An 18,082-nucleotide genomic window follows, 5' to 3' on the forward strand; every position below is an offset into this window, starting at 1 on the left:
CTGGGATTGGGCAATTCATTTCCCAAACTGTTAAATCTAAACTTAATAAAATCCAGGCTCAGAATCCTCTCGTATACTTCTAAAACAACATAACTCTATACTTATGAAAACAAATGAAAATGAATTATTAGACTTTATGAAAAAACCTATCGGGAGAGGTGGTTTTTTAAAATACACAGGCGCAGTTCTGGCAACTACAGGACTTGTAATGGCAGGTTGTAAAAAAGATAAAAAAACAGAAGAAGAAGCGCCACCAGCTACAGAAGATAAAGGCGTTAACCTTGGAAGCGGAGATATTGGAGTTTTAAATTATGCTTATGCACTTGAGCAGTTAGAAGCTGCTTTTTATACGAAAGTGATGGACTCCCCTTTTTCAGGCATGACTGCTGAAGAAACACAAATTCTTTCCGACTTAAAATTACATGAAATAGCTCACCGCGAATTTTTGAAAGCAGCGTTAGGAGCAAGCGCTATTCAAGCCTTAGAGGTTAATTTCGCATCTATTGATTTCACTAACCGTTCAAGTGTATTAAATACAGCTAAGGCATTTGAAGACTTAGGAGTAGCGGCTTACAACGGCGCTGGAAAATTAATTGTAGATCCTAATTATTTGCTCATTGCAGGTAAAATTGTTTCTGTAGAAGCAAGACACGCGTCAGCCATCCGCGATCTGCTAAACCCAAAATCGTCCGACTTTGCAGGCGACGATGTAATCGACATCAATGGTCTTGACGGCGCTAAAACTCCATCGCAGGTATTGGCGATTGCCGGATCTTATATCAAAACCAAAATTGACGCAAGTAATCTTCCAACAAGCTAATTATTTATTTTAAAAACATATTTTATGAAACTATTAAACATATTAGAAAAATTAGGCGATACAAATTTCGATTTAACAGAAACAAAATCGCAATCCCGTCGTGAATCTCTTTTCACTATAGGAAAATCAGGAAAATCTATTTTACAGGCAGCCCTTCCGCTGGGTATTATTGCAGCACTTCCAACCGACGCAAAAGCAGGTGGCGGTGGAAGATCTACTGCATCGATAGTAGATGTGTTAAATTTTGCCTTAACACTTGAATATTTAGAGTCAAGCTTTTACAATCAGGGAAATGCAGCACTCGCTTTAATTCCGGCATCTGATAAAGCTATCTTTACACAGATTGGAAAACACGAAAATCAACACGTAACGTTTTTAAAATCTACCATCACTTCTTTAGGAGGTACACCGGTAAATTCTCCAAACTTTGATTTCACGGCAAATGGTGCATTTAACCCGTTTTTTGTTTATGGCGATTTTCTAGCTTTGGCTCAGGCGTTCGAAGACACTGGAGTGCGCGCTTATAAAGGACAAGCCGGAAATCTCATCACAAATGACACGGTACTTCAGGCAGCACTTCAAATTCAGGCTGTAGAAGCTCGTCACGCAAGTGAAGTAAGAAGACTTAGAGCTAAGAATGGTGATACCAGCACTAAAGGATGGATTACCGGTAACAGCCGCGGAACACTACCTTCAGCAACTCAGGCCGTTTATAACGGAGAAGACAACACAACGCAAGGTACATTAAACTTAAGTAGTGTAACAACTGTTGGCACAAATGCTATTACCGAAGCCTTCGACGAACCACTAACAGATACAGAGGTTTTAGCTATTGCAAATTTATTTATTGTATAATCTACTGTCATGATACATCAATTTTTACTGGCATTTATGGGAGCACAGGAAATCATTATCGTTTTAATTATCGTTCTGTTATTATTCGGAGGTAAAAAAATTCCTGAATTAATGAAAGGACTTGGGAAAGGAGTTAAAGATTTCAAAGAAGCTTCTCAGGTGTCTGATGACAAAGACAAACAAGGAATCTAACAGCAGGCTTATAACTAAAAAGCAGGAATTTTATTCCTGCTTTTTTTTTAATATACCTATCTGAAAATTCAAGTATAATTCGTGTGCCGGTAATTTAATGGTTTAACAAAAAGAAAGTTCTTCCTTTAACATAGCATTTTGAGGAGCCAGCAAAATATCTCTAAGAAATTTAAGGGCAATTCTGCTTCTTGATTTCACTGTGCCCAGTGGAAGTTGTTTCATTGTCGCTACTTCTGTTTGAGTAAAACCTTGTATAAAAAGAAGTTCAATAATCTCCCGTTGATCCAGTGGTAAACGCAATATGAGCTCTTTCACCTGTTTATTTTCAAAATCTGAAACGGTTTCTTCATAAGCAGGCTCTGGCGCACAGTCATAATTCTGAGTTAACTGATGGTATCTGAAATATTTTGAGCGCAGGTAATCCTTGCAGTGGTTTCGCGCAATATTTATAAGCCAGGTATACAATTCTCCTTTTGTTGCATCGTATTTTGACATGTTGTGCCATGCCTTTAAAAATATTTCCTGGCAAAGATCTTTTGAAAGCGTGTTATTATACGTCCATTTATAGATCTCTGCCGTTATGGCTTTTTTGTACTTTGAATAAAACATTTTGAAAAAAAGAGGATCACTGTAATCGTAAAATCCATTCTCAGAATGACCTCCGATATCGCTAGTGGTGCCGATAATTTTTTCAGGAATTCCGTTCTTAGAACGGATAATTTTTGCCTGCGTCTCCACAAAACCGAGGCTCCCGTTCTTTTTAATAATACGACGTTTAAAAGCGTATCCGTCACTTTTACGCAATGCTTCGTTAATGGTAGCAGTAATACGCTCAATGTCGGATGGATGAGTAGTATTGATAATAAAATACTCATCGTTGAGTATAAGTTCGTTTGGTTCGTAGCCGTACAAGCTAAATTGCTCAGGAGACCACGATAAATTATTTTGTTTAAGATCGAGTTCCCAGTTTCCTTTTTTTTGCTCAGCACCAAACAAATTTTGTTTACCGGCTGAGCTTGTATGTGAGAGCATGCCCATAGTCTTGTGGAATTTATACTATTCAGTTCAATTCTAATACCAGATGTTAAAAATTGAAAAAAGGCGTTAAATCAAGGAATACCAGTAGGAATAGAAAAGTCCGGAGGATATTATTTCCCAAACTGGGTACTTTCAGAAATACGTAGAAGAAAAAAGCTTATACCTGTTCAAACAAGGCAGTCATGTTTAGATCGCTTTGAACGTTTCCGGAATATAAATTAGGCTGTAACCCAAAGGTAGTTACCATGGTTAGAAAAACAGATTTGCGTGTACCTGTTTCATTTTTAAAAGTTCCGGCTTTATGGCGCAATTCCCGGTCGTATTTTTTATCTATCACAAACCGATTAATAGAAAACTTCATTTCACACAAATTAATGACATTATCCCGCCTGTCAATTATAAGATCTACCTGAGCGCCATCTTTTGTTTTTATGCTTCGCCAGGCCGATATTTCTGTTTCAACACCTCCTATTCCAAGAGCTTTTTTTAACTGCGCTGTATGATTAAGACATACCTGCTCGAACGCATAACCACTCCAAGCTCTGTGCAGAGGATTATCTATCATTTTTAGCCAATAATCACGATCCTTTGATTTGTGATCTTTTATAAAACGGATATGAAACAAAGAAAATAAATCGGTTAACTGATACAAGCTATTGCGCGATGTTTTTCCGAAAGGAATATATTTTCTAATAAATCCACTTTCTTCCAGTTCGTTTAACAACCTTGTGAATCCACCTCCATTGGCCAACTTACTTGCTTTACTTATTTCTTCGCGGCTTAGCCCCCTGCTCTTTCTTGCCAGCGCTGTAACAATTGCTTCATGCCGCTCGGCTTTGGCAAATAATGATTTAAATAAATTATCAAACTCACCGGTTAACAGCCCGTTTGATCCAAAACAAAGGGAGTTGATTGTTTGCGCCGCGCTCTGTCCTTTTTTTATCGCATCCCAGTAAAATGGATTGCCACCAAGCACCATATAGAGCTGAATAAGCTGGTAGCGGTCTAAGTGATTTTTTCTTTTTCTCAGTAACTCCTCGCATTCTTCCAATGAAAAAGGTGCAATCCTTAATTTTTGCGTAACACGGTTATGCAATCCACCTTTGTTATTTATCAGCGTGTTTATCATCCACGAAGCTGCAGATCCACACACTATAAGCAGAATATCTTTACGGGCAGAGGCCCAACTATTCCAAAAATGCTCTAGTGCGGGAATAAAGCCAGAATGAGGAGTATCGAACCAGGGCAACTCATCAATGAAAATTATTTTTTTCTTATGTTTTGATTTCTCGATAACACTTCTTAAACCACGAAAGGCATCCATCCAGTTAAGCGCTTTTTTTTGCCTGACTTTCGGATATTGCTCCTGCATCGCTTCCTGAAAATTGGCCAGTTGTAACTCAAGACCCGCCTGCCCCAGACCAGTCAGACGAAACGTAAATTTCCCTTCAAATAAATTCCGTATCAGAAATGTTTTTCCTACTCTCCGTCTGCCGTATAGAGCTACGAATTCAGATTTTGAAGAGTAAAACTTTTCATTAAGAATAGCAATCTCTTCTTTTCGACCTATCAGGTTAGTATTCATTTTGGCTATAACTATACAAATATACTTATTTATAGCCAAAATGATCGCAAAATGATTTGTTTGACCAAAAATTCATTTTGGCTATAACTCCTAAAAAAAACATAGTTATAGCCAAAATGAAAATAGCTCTATATGTATGTTAAACCACTATCTGAACATACAAATCCGTTAAAGCTTCGTTACTAGTGAGCCGTTTAACGTTAAACAACTAAAAAACAAACCCACTGTTAACGATGCATGAACACCATAAGTAAGACGTGCGTGTTGAATTACGAGCGCACCAGAAGAGAAATTATATCCAGGCCGGTTTTTTTTAACAACTTTGACCAACAAAATACCTTCACAGAGTTAATTTATTGTTTAATTTGTCTTTTATTTATTACTATTTTTTTAATGACCAGCAGTGATATAAAGGAGAAGAAGAGGCTTGATGAACTTCACAGATTAGATCTGTTGGATACCAAACCTGAAAAAGAATACGATGAAATTGTGGTGCTTGCGTCTTTAATTTGCGAAACTCCCATTTCTCTCATTACCCTTATCGACACAAACCGTCAATGGTTTAAGGCTCGTGTAGGTCTCGACATACAAGAAACCCGCAGAGAGGTAGCTTTTTGCGATCAGGCAATAAAAAAAGAAGGCCTTATGATTGTAGAAAACGCATTGGAAGACGAGCGTTTCGCGAATAATCAAATGGTGTTAGAAGATCCACACATCCGTTTTTACGCAGGAGCTCCCTTAATAACTTCTAAAGGTTACAAGCTGGGAACTTTATGCGTATTTGATCGTAAACCAAAAAAACTTACGCACTCCCAACAATTTAGTTTACAAATACTGGCCAAACAGGTTGTAAAACAAATAGAGTTCAGTTCACTCAACAACAAACTAAAAATAACCTCCGAACGTTTAAAACATGCCACTGAAGGAGCGCAGGTAGGCACTTTTGAGTATGATCTTGTAAAAAACACTTTGATCTGCGACGCAGTACTTTACTCTCTGTATGGGGTAAAACCATACACCTACCCTACTGCCTTTGATGCCTGGCGTGCGCACCTTCATCCAAAAGATTATGAAATAACCAATCAAAAAATACAAGCTGCTATTCGCGGCGAAATTAAGTTTGATACCGAATTCAGAGTTATATGGCCCGATGGTTCGGTACACTATATAAAATCGAAAGCTGAAATCTTGCGTGAACCCGGCGGAAAAGCTACTCGTATGCTAGGTGCTAACTGGGACATAACCGCTCAGAAACAAACAGAAAGGGAATTAAAACTCAGTAACGAAAGAGACAGGATTTTCGTAGAGCAATCTCCAAATGCTATTGCAATGTTTGATACAGATATGCGTTACATGGCTGCATCCGAACAATGGATTAAGGATTACAAACTTTCTAATGTAAATATTATAGGGCGTTCGCATTACGAGATTTTCCCTGAAATTAGCGAGGATTGGAAAAAAATTCATGCAGACTGCATGAAAGGAAAGATCAATAAGTGTGAAGAAGCATATTTTGAAAGAGCCGATGGTGTGAATCAATGGATTACCTGGGACATTCGTCCCTGGTACATTTCAGAAGACATTATTGGAGGACTAATGATGTACACCGCCGATATCACCAAAGCTAAAGAGAGAGAACTTGAAAAGTTAAGAGTGGAAGAAATTCTAAATAAAACCAATGAGATAGCCCGTATTGGCACCTGGGAGGCCGTTTTAGGAACACGAAAAGTTACCTGGAGTAAAATTACCAAAGAAATCCACGGCGTTCCTGAAAACTACCAACCCGACTTTGACTACGAACTGAATTTTTTTCCGGAAGGAGAAAATAGGGATAATCTGATAAAGGCGATTGATACTCTTATAAAATTTAACAAGCCGTACGACCTGGAGCTGGAAATTATTACCACAACAGGAGAAAGAAAATGGGTGCGTTCCATCGGTCAGGCGGAATTTGAACATGGCGTATGTAAACGTGTTTATGGCATGTTTCAGGATATACATGAAAGTAAAAAAGCCAAAGAAGCTATTATTGAAGCTAAAAATCTCGCTGAACAATCTGCGCTTTTAAAAGAAACCTTTTTGGCAAACATGAGTCATGAAATCAGAACTCCTATGAATGCCATTGTGGGCTTCACTAACCTCTTGTTAAAAAAAGATCTGGGTGATGAAGAACGTGAATACATGCAGATTGTAAAAAATTCGGGTGAAAATTTACTCCGCATTATTAATGATATTCTCGATATATCGAAAATTAATTCAGGGATGATGACTTTTGAAGAGCATCCGCTCAACATAAGCGAAATATTCGCCAGCCTTCGTTTGATGCTTTTACAAAAAGCTACTGAAAAAGGTATTGGTTTAAGTTTTGATACACCCCCATCGCTCTCGCTCAATATATTGGGCGATCCAACACGTTTAACGCAAATACTTCTTAACCTCCTTGGTAACGCCATAAAATTTACCCAGAAAGGAAGCGTAAAAATAAAAGCCTCGCTTGTAAGCGAAGATAAGGAGAGTTTTGTAGTGAAGTTTTCAGTGAAAGACACAGGTATTGGAATAGCAAAAGACAAATTAAATTATATTTTCGATCGCTTCAGTCAGGCCGAACAACACACTACACGTACTTATGGGGGTACAGGACTTGGACTAAGCATCGCCAAACAATTGATTGAATTGCAGCACGGCACTATTGAATGCATAAGTGAACCTGGTGAGGGCTCAGATTTTATTTTTACGCTGCCATTTAAAAAAACAACTACCCATTTAAAAAATCAATTAAACAGTATTAAACTTGAGAAGGCCAGATTTGACAACCTTAAAGTTTTGATAGTAGACGATAATCCCATTAATATTAAGCTCATAAAGGGGATGTTTTCTGAATTCAAGATGCAGATTGAAACGGCCGAAAACGGACTGCAGGCGGTAGAAAAAGTAAGACAGTCTACTTACGACCTGGTTCTTATGGATATTGAAATGCCTGAAATGAGCGGCTATGAAGCTTCAGAACACATCCGGAAAACTCTCGGGAACAATGTTCCTATAATAGCCATGAGTGCACACGCCATGTCTGAAGAAAAAGAGCGGTCTCTGCAACTGGGCATGAATGACTACATTTCAAAACCGCTTAAAGCAGAATTACTTTTTGAAAAAATACTGCAGGCAGTTTCAACAGACTCTTCACTAAAAAAACAAGAGCGCCTCGTAAATTTAGATCCGCTTAAGGCATCGATACACGGACGAAACGATTTACTACGTGAAATCCTGGATCTGTTTCTTCAAGGCGTACCTGATGACCTTGACACAATCTATCATGCTATTGGGCAGAGTGCTTTCGATACTATTAAAAGGCGCGCACATCGCATGAAATCTACTATTCTGGCTGTTGGGATAGCACCTTTAACCACTATCCTTACCGAAATTGAAACCTTAAGCACTTCTGCAACATCCATACATCGCATTGAAGAATTGTATACAGAGCTTCTTCCTCTTTGCAGACAAGCACTTGAAGAGGTAGATATGAAAAAAAAGAAACTTTCATAACATGAGTAAACCGGTAATAATTATTATGGATACTACCCCATCGTTCTTTCCTTTGATAAAAGCAGCAGGGAAAGATAACACTTACGACCGGTTCTTAAAGGAAAAGGACACTTGCTCAATGCATATGACACTTGCACCCTATAGTAGTAATTCTTTTCCTGATAAAAAAAAGAAGCAAACATATAAACTGGGAGTCTCCATAAAAAACAGGTTAAAACTTTAGCAAGATTAATTCAAAAATTATTTACCCTTTTCACACCTAAACATGAAAGAAAATGTACTCCTAAAAAAAGAATCAAAGTCTGGCGTATTTTTTATAGTGGAAGATAACGAAGCTTATGCAAAAACATTACAGTCCTTCATAAAAGTAAATTTTCCGGAGGCGAAAGAAGTAAAAACCTTCCCCGTTGGAGAAACATGTGTGTTAGAACTTTATAAAAAACCAGATGTTGTAATTGTAGATTATTTTCTGGATGGTGAAAAATTTAATGCCGAAACAGGTATCGAAATCATTCGCCAGATTAAAGAAGAAGAACCCGACATGAACATAATACTTCTGAGCTCAAACGATAGTCCTGCTGTATATAAAGCTGCTGTCGAAAATTATAATTGTCCTTTTGTAAAAAAAGATGCAGGGGCGTTTGAAAAAATTTACGACCTCATCGCGCAAATCTGATTTCTTAATTAACGCTGTACCAGTTACGCAAACGTACCTCAATATTCTTATTAGCCGATTGTACGCTATTTTTAAAAAGCTCGGTATCGCTCATCTGGTCGCGGCCACGGTAATGGTATGGATAAACAATTTTAGGTTTAAATTCAAGTACTGCCCGGGCTGCATTTGCAACGTCCATTGTGTAAGGCATGTTCATACAAACAAAGGCAATGTCAATATTTTTGAGACTTAGCATTTCCGGAGTACCGCCTGTATCGCCAGAAATATAGATGTTCTGACCTCCAAGATTAAAAACATAACCATTTCCTCTTCCCTTAATGTGCATTGCATCCGGTTGTTCAGGATAGTTATACATGGCAACTGCCTTAAATGTAATACCTTGCTGAGTGGTACTTTTATCATTTGCCAGGATAATGACTTTTTTCTTTAATAAGGCAGGCATCTTTTCTGCTACCGCTTGAGTTACAATAAATGTTGCTTTTTTTGTATCAATATCATTCAATGTTTGCAAATCTAAATGATCAGGATGTATGTCTGTAATCAGGATTAAGTCGGGTGCGGCTAATCCTTTAAATCCGGCTTTTCCATTATAGGGGTCCACATAAATAGTTTTTTTATTCCATGTTAAAACCATCGCAGCATGAAAAACAGGCTGGATAACCAGTTTGCCTTGTAAGGTTTGAATCGTATCTGCAGCAGGAAGCTGAGCCAATACCGAACTGGAAAAAATTACGAATATAAAATTGATGAAAGCTTTCATGTGACAAATTAAAAGACTAAAGTAAGGAAAAACATAATGTAAAAATTAAAGCAGATCATAAGATTTTTTGAGGAGGGTCAAAACTTTTAAAGTGATCTGATCCGCTGAACACAAACGGATATGGTTCTCAAATTTACCCGCACTTAAATTACTTTTTTGTATGAGCGTACTCTCAACTTCTGTTTTAGAATAGAATTTAAGATCCAGCTCTTTTTTCATTGGACGAATAATTAGAAAAGTTTTGGTATGTACAAAAACAATGCAATTCTGCGTGGTACTAACAAGAACGTCCTTCCACTGCATAATTTCAACTAACAATTTATCAAATACCAGTACTAATTCAGGAGATTTGCCTTCGAATAAAGAATTCAAATTTACCTTGACACAATTGTGCCAGGCATTTTTTTGTTTTAGTTCTCTTTCGCACTTCGGACAAATCCAGCTCATTACATTACCTTTGCAAATTCTAATCCAGTAGTTTATTTTCTTCCTGCTTAAATGGCCACTCTTTTAACCTGTTCGCTTTTATTAAATAGACGGTCAATCCTAAAATTATGACTAAAAGACCCGTTAGAACCATTTTAGAACCTGTAGATGCAAGAATACCAATCCACATCAGAATAGCCAGGTATACAGGAATTGGAAATAATGGCATTTTATAAGGAAACGACTCTTTAGCCCTTGTTCTTCGCAAGAGGAGTAAACCAACTGCCTGGCCGATAAACTGAATTAAAATTCGCATAGCAAGTATGGCATTAATCACATCGCTTAATCTGAAAAGTATGCTAAATACAAATGCAATTGCTCCCAAAACCAAAAGAGAAACATGAGGAAACTGGCGCGTAGGGTGCAATTTCGCAAATACTTTAAAAAATGCACCATCGGCAGCTGCAGCATAAGGGATACGACTATAACCCAGAGTAGCCGAAAAAACAGACGCAAAAGCAACCCATAAAACAAGACACGTCACAACTATAGCCGCGGTATCTCCCATAAGCCGCTGCATGAAAAGACTTATAACATGTTCACTTTCTTTCGCCTCCTGCCAGGGTATAACGCTTGTGACACTTACATTCATTGCAAGATAAAATAGTGAAATACCTGTGATAGATAAAAACATACTGCGGGGAATGTTCTTAGCAGGATTGGTAATTTCTCCGCCAAGGTGACATACGTTATAATAGCCGAGGTAACTATAAACCGTTTTTACACCAGCATAACCCATAGCTGCTATAAAGGCGTAATTTATGGTGAGATCGTTATTAATTTGCTGAACAGGTCCAAAAAAATTGCCATGAGCTATCCCGCCGCCAATAATCCATAAAAGGGTGAGGATAACCCCTCCCCACAGGAAAGTACTTATTTTACCGATAGCTTCAATTTTCCGGTAAAGAAGAATTATTATTAAAATAACGACACTTCCGCTTACTGCTTTTGATTCGTAATAACCGAGGGGCAAAAGGTAAGAAAGATAGGATGCAAATCCAATCGCAGCAGAGGCAATTACCAGTGGTGCCTGAATCATTGTTTGCCAGACAAACAAAAAACTCATCATCTTTCCGGCACCTTGAGAACCGTAAGCTTCTTTCAAAAAATTATAGGACCCCCCGGCTTTGGGAAAAGCAGCCCCCAATTCACTCCAAACCATTGCATCTACAAAAGACAATAGCGCGCCGGCAATCCAGGCATACAAAAAGTAAGGACCATTCATCATGCCTATTACCATTGGCAGAGTTATAAAAGGTCCTATTCCAACCATGTCTATCATATTGATAGCCGTGGCTTGCACTAATCCAAGACGTCGTTGAAGCATAACAAAAAGCTTCGGTAAACATCGGCATTTTATTTGGGGACAAATGTTAAGCAGTAAACTTTAAAACTAGAAAGTTTATATTTGATTATCCTCAACACATGACACTTTCAAGACTATTTTTTGTACATAGTAGTATCACGCTTCTCGCCGCATTGGTACTTATTGTAAAACCCGAAGTAATTCCAGCCACAATTAATATTAGCATAACTGAGCCGCAATTCCTTATTTGTTACTTGTTAGCTGCTGCTGAATTAGCAATTTCTCTACTTTCGTTTGGCGCAGCTTATTTAAAAGATATTAAAGCCCTGCGCCTTATCTCCCTTTGTTTTATAGCTTTTCATTTATGCACCGCCACTGTGGAGCTAGCAGTACTTTCCGATCAGGCAAGTTCTAAAATTTTAATAAACGTCATGTTACGACTAAGCGTTTCAGCGCTCTTTTTTTACTACGGAAGATATAAACTGAAAGTTAGCGCTACTTAGACACAGGAAGTACACGTTCAAGATATTGAACAAGACTTTGCAGAGTAGAAGGCTTTTGAAAATGGTCGAACGCCCCCGCTTCTAATGTTTGGTACTTGATATCCTCATTTATTGAAGTGGAATAGATGATTACCGGAATATCCACCGCTTTTGATATTTTTTTTATCTCTTGTAAACATTCTAAACCATTCATAGGCATCATGTTAAGATCAAGAAAAATATAGTTCGGACTAAGCTCTCCTGATTTCAATTTCTGCAGCGCATCTTCTGCTGAAGAGGAATAGTGAAAATCTACTTTTTTGCTAAGTTCTTTTAATGCCAGTTGAAAAAAATCTCTGTCATCCGCGTCATCATCAATCAATAAAAAGCTAAGTATGTTTTTCATAATGTTGTTGAACAGGATTTAAGGAGTTGTTACTTTGATCAAATATATACAATGTTTTAGAGAATGGAATCATACTGGAAGGCTAAGAAGGGAGAATAGCGTTAATATTTAAATCCTTTATGTATTCGTACAAAATATCTTCATCGTCCTGCAGATTTACTTCCTGTAATTCATTGCTAAATTTGTTTACATATATCTCCACATAAAATGTGTCGAGTAGAAATAATGAAATGTAAATGTCTTTAGTTTCTACAGTGGTAATAATTTCTCCATAATTCCAGGTGAGTTCGGTTTTAGAATCTGCACTCAGTTTTGTAAAATATGTCTTTTCCATGGGCTTCAGTTTTAAAAGGAGCGTGCTCCCGCCTTTAAATACCAAATTGTTTGCCAGCGCCATTTTTATCGAAATTCCCAAAATTGCATAGTACTAAAAAAAGTTAAGATCAATGATAGCAAAGGATACAGCGACTGTTGATTTTTTAAAGGCCATAAAAAACCGCATTTTTTTCCACACTATTTAATTCATTCCACACTTAAAAAGTACAAAACGAAAACACGATAAAAAAAAACGAGAAAATAATTCTTCGAATGATTATTACTTCTTTCACCAACCAGGGTATTGGCACTAAATTTTAAGGGTACGTACAGCCTATTAGTTAGTTCATTAATTATTATCTCCCTTTTAAAACGTTGGAAAAAAACCATCGCAAGAAATTTAACCCGTACTCTAAAATGCAAAACACCCCAATTACCCTATTAAACGCACTTGAGGATTGCCGTGAACAGTGCATTGATTTTATCACGGAAAATCAAACTCGTGAGGAACCTTTCGCTATAAAATGTCTGGATTTATGCAGAGACTGTGAAAAATTATGCGAGGTCACGTTTATGTATGTGAATCGCAGATCTCATTACTCGAAAAAAATTCTTAAGCTTTGCTCCGAGGTATGTCACAAATGCGCTGATGAACTTTTAAAACATTTTTCGCCTTTGGCTAAAGACTGTATTGAGATGTGCAGATTCTGCGCGCAGCAATGCGCCACGGCCAGTTAATATTAGTCTATTATTTTATCCAGACTCTTAAAAATCAATTCTCTACAAGTAGAGTCGTCTTGAATTTCGAATTTTAGATTTTTAAGGACTGCTCCGCTATACCCTTTGCCTTTATTTATCTGAATTCTTCCCAACGAGCTCCAATCTTTAACTGTCATTAATGCTTTTGCGCAAAGATCTTTGCCCTGAATTCCTACCAGCATGTAATCCTGCTCATTGTGATGTTCATAGCCCTCAAACACAAATCGCAATTCCGACTGATCTATGTTTTTTAATTCTTTAAATAATTCCACTTTATATTCGTTTGTTTCGGGAGCAAACTGATCAAAAACCGGATTTGTATTTTTACAATCGGGCTGATCACAGGCAATTGCAGAAGCTACGAGTCCTGCAACCATAATTAAGTTGATGAGTTTTTGTTTCATTGCACTGATAAAATAGTATTCCCGTAAAGTTATTATTTATTTGATTTTATTGCGTTTTTTCATAAATACTTTTTGTCGGCAAGCTTCCGGCATAAAACAAGGTGCAAAGTGTATTTATAGGGGTGCTTTTTAATCATCACAAATTAAGTAGTAGCAGCAGTTTCTGTATCTCCGTTTATGGCGCAAATTTCTGCTACTCAACAGACGAGTCTGGCATGTGTATAAAGGCGAAGCATCCACCTCACCTGTCTGAACCCTTTGTTTTATAGGGTTTTGATAACACTAACGGTCGTGGGCTTAGTTTAATTTATACAAGCGGGACTTTTTTCGGCTATCCAAACGATCTCAAGTGCTTTTCGAAGACATTTAAAAATTGTAAAACTACTTAAGTCTGAGAGGCCCGATTTCTTTCACATTTTTTCGGTTTTCGCCCGCTGGAAGCTTTCAATTGTGAATAACTCTGGTGATATCCTCTGTACATCAGTCGTTTTGGCACTTCTTTTGCCTTGTAATTTTACAGTATGAAATATTTTACCCTCCTAGTCCTTTGTATTCTCACTTTTTCATTAGGTGCCCAAAACCCTTTTGGTCCCAAGCCTGAACCGGTAAGGGCTACACCTGAGATCATTCACGACGACCTTGAAGAAATGCCCCTATTTCCGGGTGGTACAGTGGCTATGCAGAAGTATCTGGATGAGCATATTGTGCGCCCAAAAGTAATGCGGGAAGTTTGTAGCGGAACCAGAATTATAGCAGGTTTTGTTGTTGAAAAAGACGGGAGTTTAAGCCAAATAAGCATCGTAAAAAGTGTGAACGGTTGTCCTGATTTTGATTTCGAAGTACTCAGAGTGATTAAAAATATGCCCAAATGGGAACCGGGAAAATATAATGGGCGCTGGGTAAGGTGCTATTACAGAATGCCTGTTTATATTGATTAGCGATTTTCTACAACCTGTAATCTATCAGATTTAATTTTCGGAGAAACCTCTTCTCTTGTTTTTCTACGGAGAATCGGTACCCTACAAAAATTCTGAATTTGCCGGAGGAATAATTAAAGGTAGACCCTTTCTTGGCGTCGAAATAATAAAAGTCGAATAAGCCCATTGTGCCATAAAAAAATCTTCCGCTATCGTAACCCAAAGCAATTCTCAAATTTTGTTTACTGGAAAACCTGGCGGCTAATTCATATTTTGACCCATCTTCTCTTGTAATGTTGGTATTGTCATGTCCCAGCCCCTGCACCAACGACAAGGTCATGTGAATTTTTTGCCTGAGAACAAGCGTGTAAATATACCCGATGTTAATGCCAACATTGGCCACTTCTCCTTTTTTAATACTGGAGGCTGAATCAAAATAAGGAACAAAAGTATTAGAAATCAAATTAGAATCTGCCCGAACTCCCAACACAGAAAAATATCCTCCGCATAGAAGCGAGCCGGCACTTTTCTTTTGATATTCTGTAAATGCAAAGGAACTTCTGTAGGAAAACCTCTTGTAATTAAAAATATAATAGTAGTTGAAACTTAAAGCGAAAACGTTCACATCTGGCCGTACTTGATATGCTTGCGTGTTTGTTTTCTGAAAGGTTTCATATTTCCTCGAATTCTCTATGTAAAATCCCTGGTAGGTTTGTAGCGCCAAATCGATGGTCGTTTTTTTACCATACAAATTAAATTGATAATCCTGGTAACTGGTTTTGCCTTTTGTGCCCTGATCGTTATCAAAAAGCGAAACTCCTGAATTTAAAAGGAAACTGGCGAATCTCGAATTGATGCTTATTCCCAAATCGTATTTGCTGTTGGGTTGAAATCTGAGAAAGTTGGCGGTTAAACCATCTCTCACTTCAAAATTTAAAAAGCGCGTTGAAACAGGAAGTGTGAGCACTAATTTTCCTTTGTAAGAAGAATAAAATTCCTGGTTCCAGTATGGCAAACGTTCTTTCATAAAAGCGAAAGCAACACTGCGGTGAATCCACATCCACTTTTGTTTCAAGGTCTTATGCGGAATGTCTTTAACCGATTTTACTGTTTCAAATTTAATGGTATCCTGACCAAAAATTGGCGCAGCAGGTAACATCGCCATAAGCAAGACCTGCATGTGAACTACAGTAACCTTTAAAACTGAGCGCATTTGGAATCGGTTGAGGATTTAATTCCAAAAATAAATAAATAAAAAGACTGCTTTACAGCAGCCTTCATCTTTTAATAACTTAATTCAGTTAGTTTGCTTTAGCGTTTTTGTCTGAAGTTAGCAATACTCCAATCGCTACACCAGCTACGATTCCTGCCAGGATTGTTCCAATTATTCCTTTCATAATATATGTTTAAGTATGCTCTACTAATTTTATGCCAGGGCAAAATGCTCTCACTGCAAATCTATGCATTGTAGTTTACCGGTCTGTTTTCACAAACCTGCCCTTAAACGTGCCTGTGGTAGTCTCCACCAAAACCAGATAAGTTCCGGGTTTCAATGCTGTTACATCTACCGTTTTAGATTTCCCTTGCAGTATTACTTGTCCTGTGGTGCTCATAACGGTTATCACTTTGATAAAAACACCTGCCTTAACACTGAGATTAAGCTCGTTAGTAACAGGATTAGGAAATAAAGAAATACCGGTGATCTGCTGGGTGGAATTAGTGAGCCCCGATAGCACGTAGGCGTAGCAGCCAGACGTATCCTGGCAGGAAGAACTGTTGGTAACGACAGCGTAATTGCCATTGGACGCCGGTGTAAATACCTGACTGGTTTCGCCACTTATCGCGGTGTTCGCATTGTCGCAGTTGATCCACTGATAAGTATCCGCGGTGTTTGCCTGAAGCGATGAACCTTGCTGTGTAACCACTGCTGCATGCGTATTTACAAGTACGTTTACTTTAGAACCCGTTGCAGATCCGCATGCATTGGTCATGGTGCATACCCATGTACCAGCATTTGCAGCGGTAAGATTGGTTAATGCAAGCGTAGCGGTTGTTTGTGACGTAACAGGAGTGCCATTTTGTGTCCATACATAATTCAAGGCATTGTCTGAATGAATTGCAAATGCCAGTGAGCTTCCGAGACAGGTTTTAAAAGTAGTATCCTTTGCCGGGCTAAAAGTAGGTTTGCGACACACAGAAGTAATAGCGGGTGTTGCCGGAGAATACCACCCCATGTTTACTGGAAAGCGCGCTCTTGCTGTTTTTACATTGAGCGAAGGATGGTATTCAAATACACCATTTGGCGTAACGCCATATAACTTTCCATTGTTACCATTGATAAGGCTAAACGGAAATGGTCCTACATTCAAATAAGAACCGTTGCCATAAGTAAAATCGAGCTTTTTGGTAAACTGATCAGTTGCCGGATCAAACTCATAAAGTATTCCACACCCGGAAGGATAATATTGTTCGGGTGTTCCTCCATCAGCAGTGCCGTAAAATTTACCGTTAGCCGCTTCCACCATGGTAGAAGGTTGCATGCCCGTTAGGCCACCCAGAAAACTATATTTATTGGTGTAGGCACTTGTAGCGGGGTCAAATGAATAGATAACACCTTTGTTACCATTTGCGCCGCCAAACCTGGCAACGCTATAAAGTTTGTTATTGTAAGTAGCATAGTGGTTATCAAACTGAAAGCCGTTATTGCCGGTGCAGGGACACAAATAGCTTATAGAAAATGTAGTTGCTACAGGATCGATTTTCACAATCGATCCAAAATTAGGATTTGGAATGGGACACTGAGAGTTGCCGTAAGTTGTACCGTAAAGATATCCGTCAGGCGCAAAGTAGAGTGTGCCTTCCAGGCGATTGCCCAGCGTGGTATTACCACTGCCGCCCTGAAACGTTGGGATAGTAAGTACAGTAGAAATATTTTGAGTAGCTGCATTCCAGGAAAACAAAACCCCTGTTTGGTACGGGCCCCTGATCTGCCCATATATAATGCCGGGATAAACTTCCGTTAAGGTCCGTAAACCATCTCCCGCAGGGCGAACTCCTGTGATCTGCGTGTTGCCGGCTCCAAATTCTTGCAGCACTTTAAAAACAGAAGTACTCAGATCATATTCATAAAAAACGCCGCCACTAAACAAACCTTGTGCATACTGACCACCCGCCGCAGTTAAACCATAGAGCTTGTTGTTACTGGCCGCTAATAGTGCGCCAGGGTCTCTGCCATTGACGGCTTCCTGAAAATGATGAACTATAACCATATTATTGCCGATGGAATCCGTTTTAAAAATATATCCATGGTTGTAATTACCGCCATTACTAACAGTTCCCCACAATTCACGCTGAGAATAGGTTAAGGTAACAAGAGTGCAGAAGCAAAAAGTAAAAAATGTTTTCATGATCAATTTAACCGGGAGTTTATATATGAAGTTCAATTTATCTTATAAATATAACTTAAAGCCACTTTTTCTCCCCACCATACACAACATTTTTCGCACAACTAACATTTGCAGTGACTCTGAAACGACTTCAT

The 18,082-nt window shown here is 38.3% G+C and carries 19 protein-coding genes; 9 read left to right on the top strand and 10 right to left on the bottom strand.

Translation table 11 applies throughout. From position 1 onward, the window contains the following. Positions 1–136 precede the first annotated feature (136 nt). From CNR22_00555 to CNR22_00565, 3 genes are read left to right on the top strand one after another with little or no spacing between them, the layout of a single operon-like run. Positions 137–820 carry a Tat (twin-arginine translocation) pathway signal sequence containing protein gene (locus CNR22_00555; GenBank protein PBQ34781.1) on the top strand — a complete coding sequence of 228 codons (684 nt, stop codon included), beginning with the start codon at positions 137–139 and terminating at the stop codon, positions 818–820. Positions 821–844: 24 nt separating this feature from the next. Further along, positions 845–1,675, top strand: a complete 831-nt coding sequence (locus CNR22_00560; GenBank protein PBQ30311.1) for a hypothetical protein — start codon at positions 845–847, stop codon at positions 1,673–1,675. Positions 1,676–1,684: 9 nt separating this feature from the next. Beyond that, positions 1,685–1,867, top strand: a complete 183-nt coding sequence (locus tag CNR22_00565; GenBank protein PBQ30312.1) for a twin-arginine translocase TatA/TatE family subunit — start codon at positions 1,685–1,687, stop codon at positions 1,865–1,867. A gap of 102 nt (positions 1,868–1,969) precedes the next feature. Here the strand turns inward: CNR22_00565 and CNR22_00570 are convergent, their stop codons facing one another. Continuing rightward, positions 1,970–2,905 (bottom strand): hypothetical protein, encoded by a 936-nt coding sequence (locus CNR22_00570; GenBank protein ID PBQ30313.1) that lies wholly within the window; start codon positions 2,903–2,905, stop codon positions 1,970–1,972. Between the two features lie 157 nt (positions 2,906–3,062). Continuing rightward, positions 3,063–4,490, bottom strand: coding sequence for an ATPase (locus CNR22_00575; GenBank protein ID PBQ30314.1), 1,428 nt, complete (start codon positions 4,488–4,490; stop codon positions 3,063–3,065). Positions 4,491–4,727: 237 nt separating this feature from the next. On the opposite strand from CNR22_00575, the gene CNR22_00580 reads away from it, so the two are divergent. From CNR22_00580 to CNR22_00590, 3 genes are read left to right on the top strand one after another with little or no spacing between them, the layout of a single operon-like run. After that, positions 4,728–8,030 (top strand): hypothetical protein, encoded by a 3,303-nt coding sequence (locus CNR22_00580; protein PBQ30315.1) that lies wholly within the window; start codon positions 4,728–4,730, stop codon positions 8,028–8,030. Between the two features lies 1 nt (position 8,031). Then, a complete protein-coding gene (locus CNR22_00585; protein ID PBQ30316.1) occupies positions 8,032–8,253 on the top strand; it encodes a hypothetical protein in 222 nt (73 codons plus the stop codon). 42 nt (positions 8,254–8,295) lie between these two features. Next, positions 8,296–8,706, top strand: coding sequence for a hypothetical protein (locus tag CNR22_00590; protein ID PBQ30317.1), 411 nt, complete (start codon positions 8,296–8,298; stop codon positions 8,704–8,706). 4 nt (positions 8,707–8,710) lie between these two features. Here the strand turns inward: CNR22_00590 and CNR22_00595 are convergent, their stop codons facing one another. The 3 genes from CNR22_00595 to CNR22_00605 are packed head-to-tail and all read right to left on the bottom strand — an operon-like array spanning position 8,711 to position 11,279. After that, positions 8,711–9,466, bottom strand: a complete 756-nt coding sequence (locus CNR22_00595; protein PBQ30318.1) for an MBL fold metallo-hydrolase — start codon at positions 9,464–9,466, stop codon at positions 8,711–8,713. Positions 9,467–9,511: 45 nt separating this feature from the next. Further along, complete coding sequence (locus tag CNR22_00600) at positions 9,512–9,913, bottom strand: hypothetical protein (GenBank protein PBQ30319.1); 402 nt, start codon at positions 9,911–9,913, stop codon at positions 9,512–9,514. A gap of 19 nt (positions 9,914–9,932) precedes the next feature. After that, the gene (locus CNR22_00605) at positions 9,933–11,279 is read right to left on the bottom strand and encodes an amino acid permease (GenBank protein ID PBQ30320.1); all 1,347 of its coding nucleotides are present in this window, start codon (positions 11,277–11,279) and stop codon (positions 9,933–9,935) included. 98 nt (positions 11,280–11,377) lie between these two features. Here CNR22_00605 and CNR22_00610 point away from each other — a divergent pair, with 98 nt between their 5' ends. Then, positions 11,378–11,761: a hypothetical protein gene (locus tag CNR22_00610; GenBank protein PBQ30321.1), complete on the top strand. Its 384-nt coding sequence runs from the start codon at positions 11,378–11,380 to the stop codon at positions 11,759–11,761. Here the strand turns inward: CNR22_00610 and CNR22_00615 are convergent. Further along, on the bottom strand, positions 11,754–12,146 hold the full coding sequence (locus tag CNR22_00615; GenBank protein PBQ30322.1) for a hypothetical protein: 393 nt from the start codon (positions 12,144–12,146) through the stop codon (positions 11,754–11,756). The two genes, CNR22_00610 and CNR22_00615, sit on opposite strands and share 8 nt — an antisense overlap. A gap of 82 nt (positions 12,147–12,228) precedes the next feature. Further along, positions 12,229–12,543: a hypothetical protein gene (locus CNR22_00620; protein ID PBQ30323.1), complete on the bottom strand. Its 315-nt coding sequence runs from the start codon at positions 12,541–12,543 to the stop codon at positions 12,229–12,231. 335 nt (positions 12,544–12,878) lie between these two features. Here CNR22_00620 and CNR22_00625 point away from each other — a divergent pair, with 335 nt between their 5' ends. Next, a complete protein-coding gene (locus CNR22_00625) occupies positions 12,879–13,199 on the top strand; it encodes a hypothetical protein (protein ID PBQ30324.1) in 321 nt (106 codons plus the stop codon). A gap of 2 nt (positions 13,200–13,201) precedes the next feature. Here the strand turns inward: CNR22_00625 and CNR22_00630 are convergent, their stop codons facing one another. After that, a complete protein-coding gene (locus CNR22_00630; GenBank protein ID PBQ30325.1) occupies positions 13,202–13,624 on the bottom strand; it encodes a hypothetical protein in 423 nt (140 codons plus the stop codon). Between the two features lie 521 nt (positions 13,625–14,145). Here CNR22_00630 and CNR22_00635 point away from each other — a divergent pair. Further along, positions 14,146–14,562 carry an energy transducer TonB gene (locus tag CNR22_00635; protein PBQ30326.1) on the top strand — a complete coding sequence of 139 codons (417 nt, stop codon included), beginning with the start codon at positions 14,146–14,148 and terminating at the stop codon, positions 14,560–14,562. Between the two features lie 7 nt (positions 14,563–14,569). Here CNR22_00635 and CNR22_00640 read toward each other — a convergent pair whose 3' ends face one another. Both CNR22_00640 and CNR22_00645 read right to left on the bottom strand, forming a co-directional pair. After that, on the bottom strand, positions 14,570–15,754 hold the full coding sequence (locus CNR22_00640; protein PBQ30327.1) for a hypothetical protein: 1,185 nt from the start codon (positions 15,752–15,754) through the stop codon (positions 14,570–14,572). Positions 15,755–16,013: 259 nt separating this feature from the next. After that, positions 16,014–17,948 carry a hypothetical protein gene (locus CNR22_00645; protein ID PBQ30328.1) on the bottom strand — a complete coding sequence of 645 codons (1,935 nt, stop codon included), beginning with the start codon at positions 17,946–17,948 and terminating at the stop codon, positions 16,014–16,016. Between the last annotated feature and the right edge of the window lie 134 nt (positions 17,949–18,082).

This window comes from Sphingobacteriaceae bacterium, from assembly GCA_002319075.1.
Lineage (GTDB): Bacteria > Bacteroidota > Bacteroidia > B-17B0 > Aurantibacillaceae > Aurantibacillus.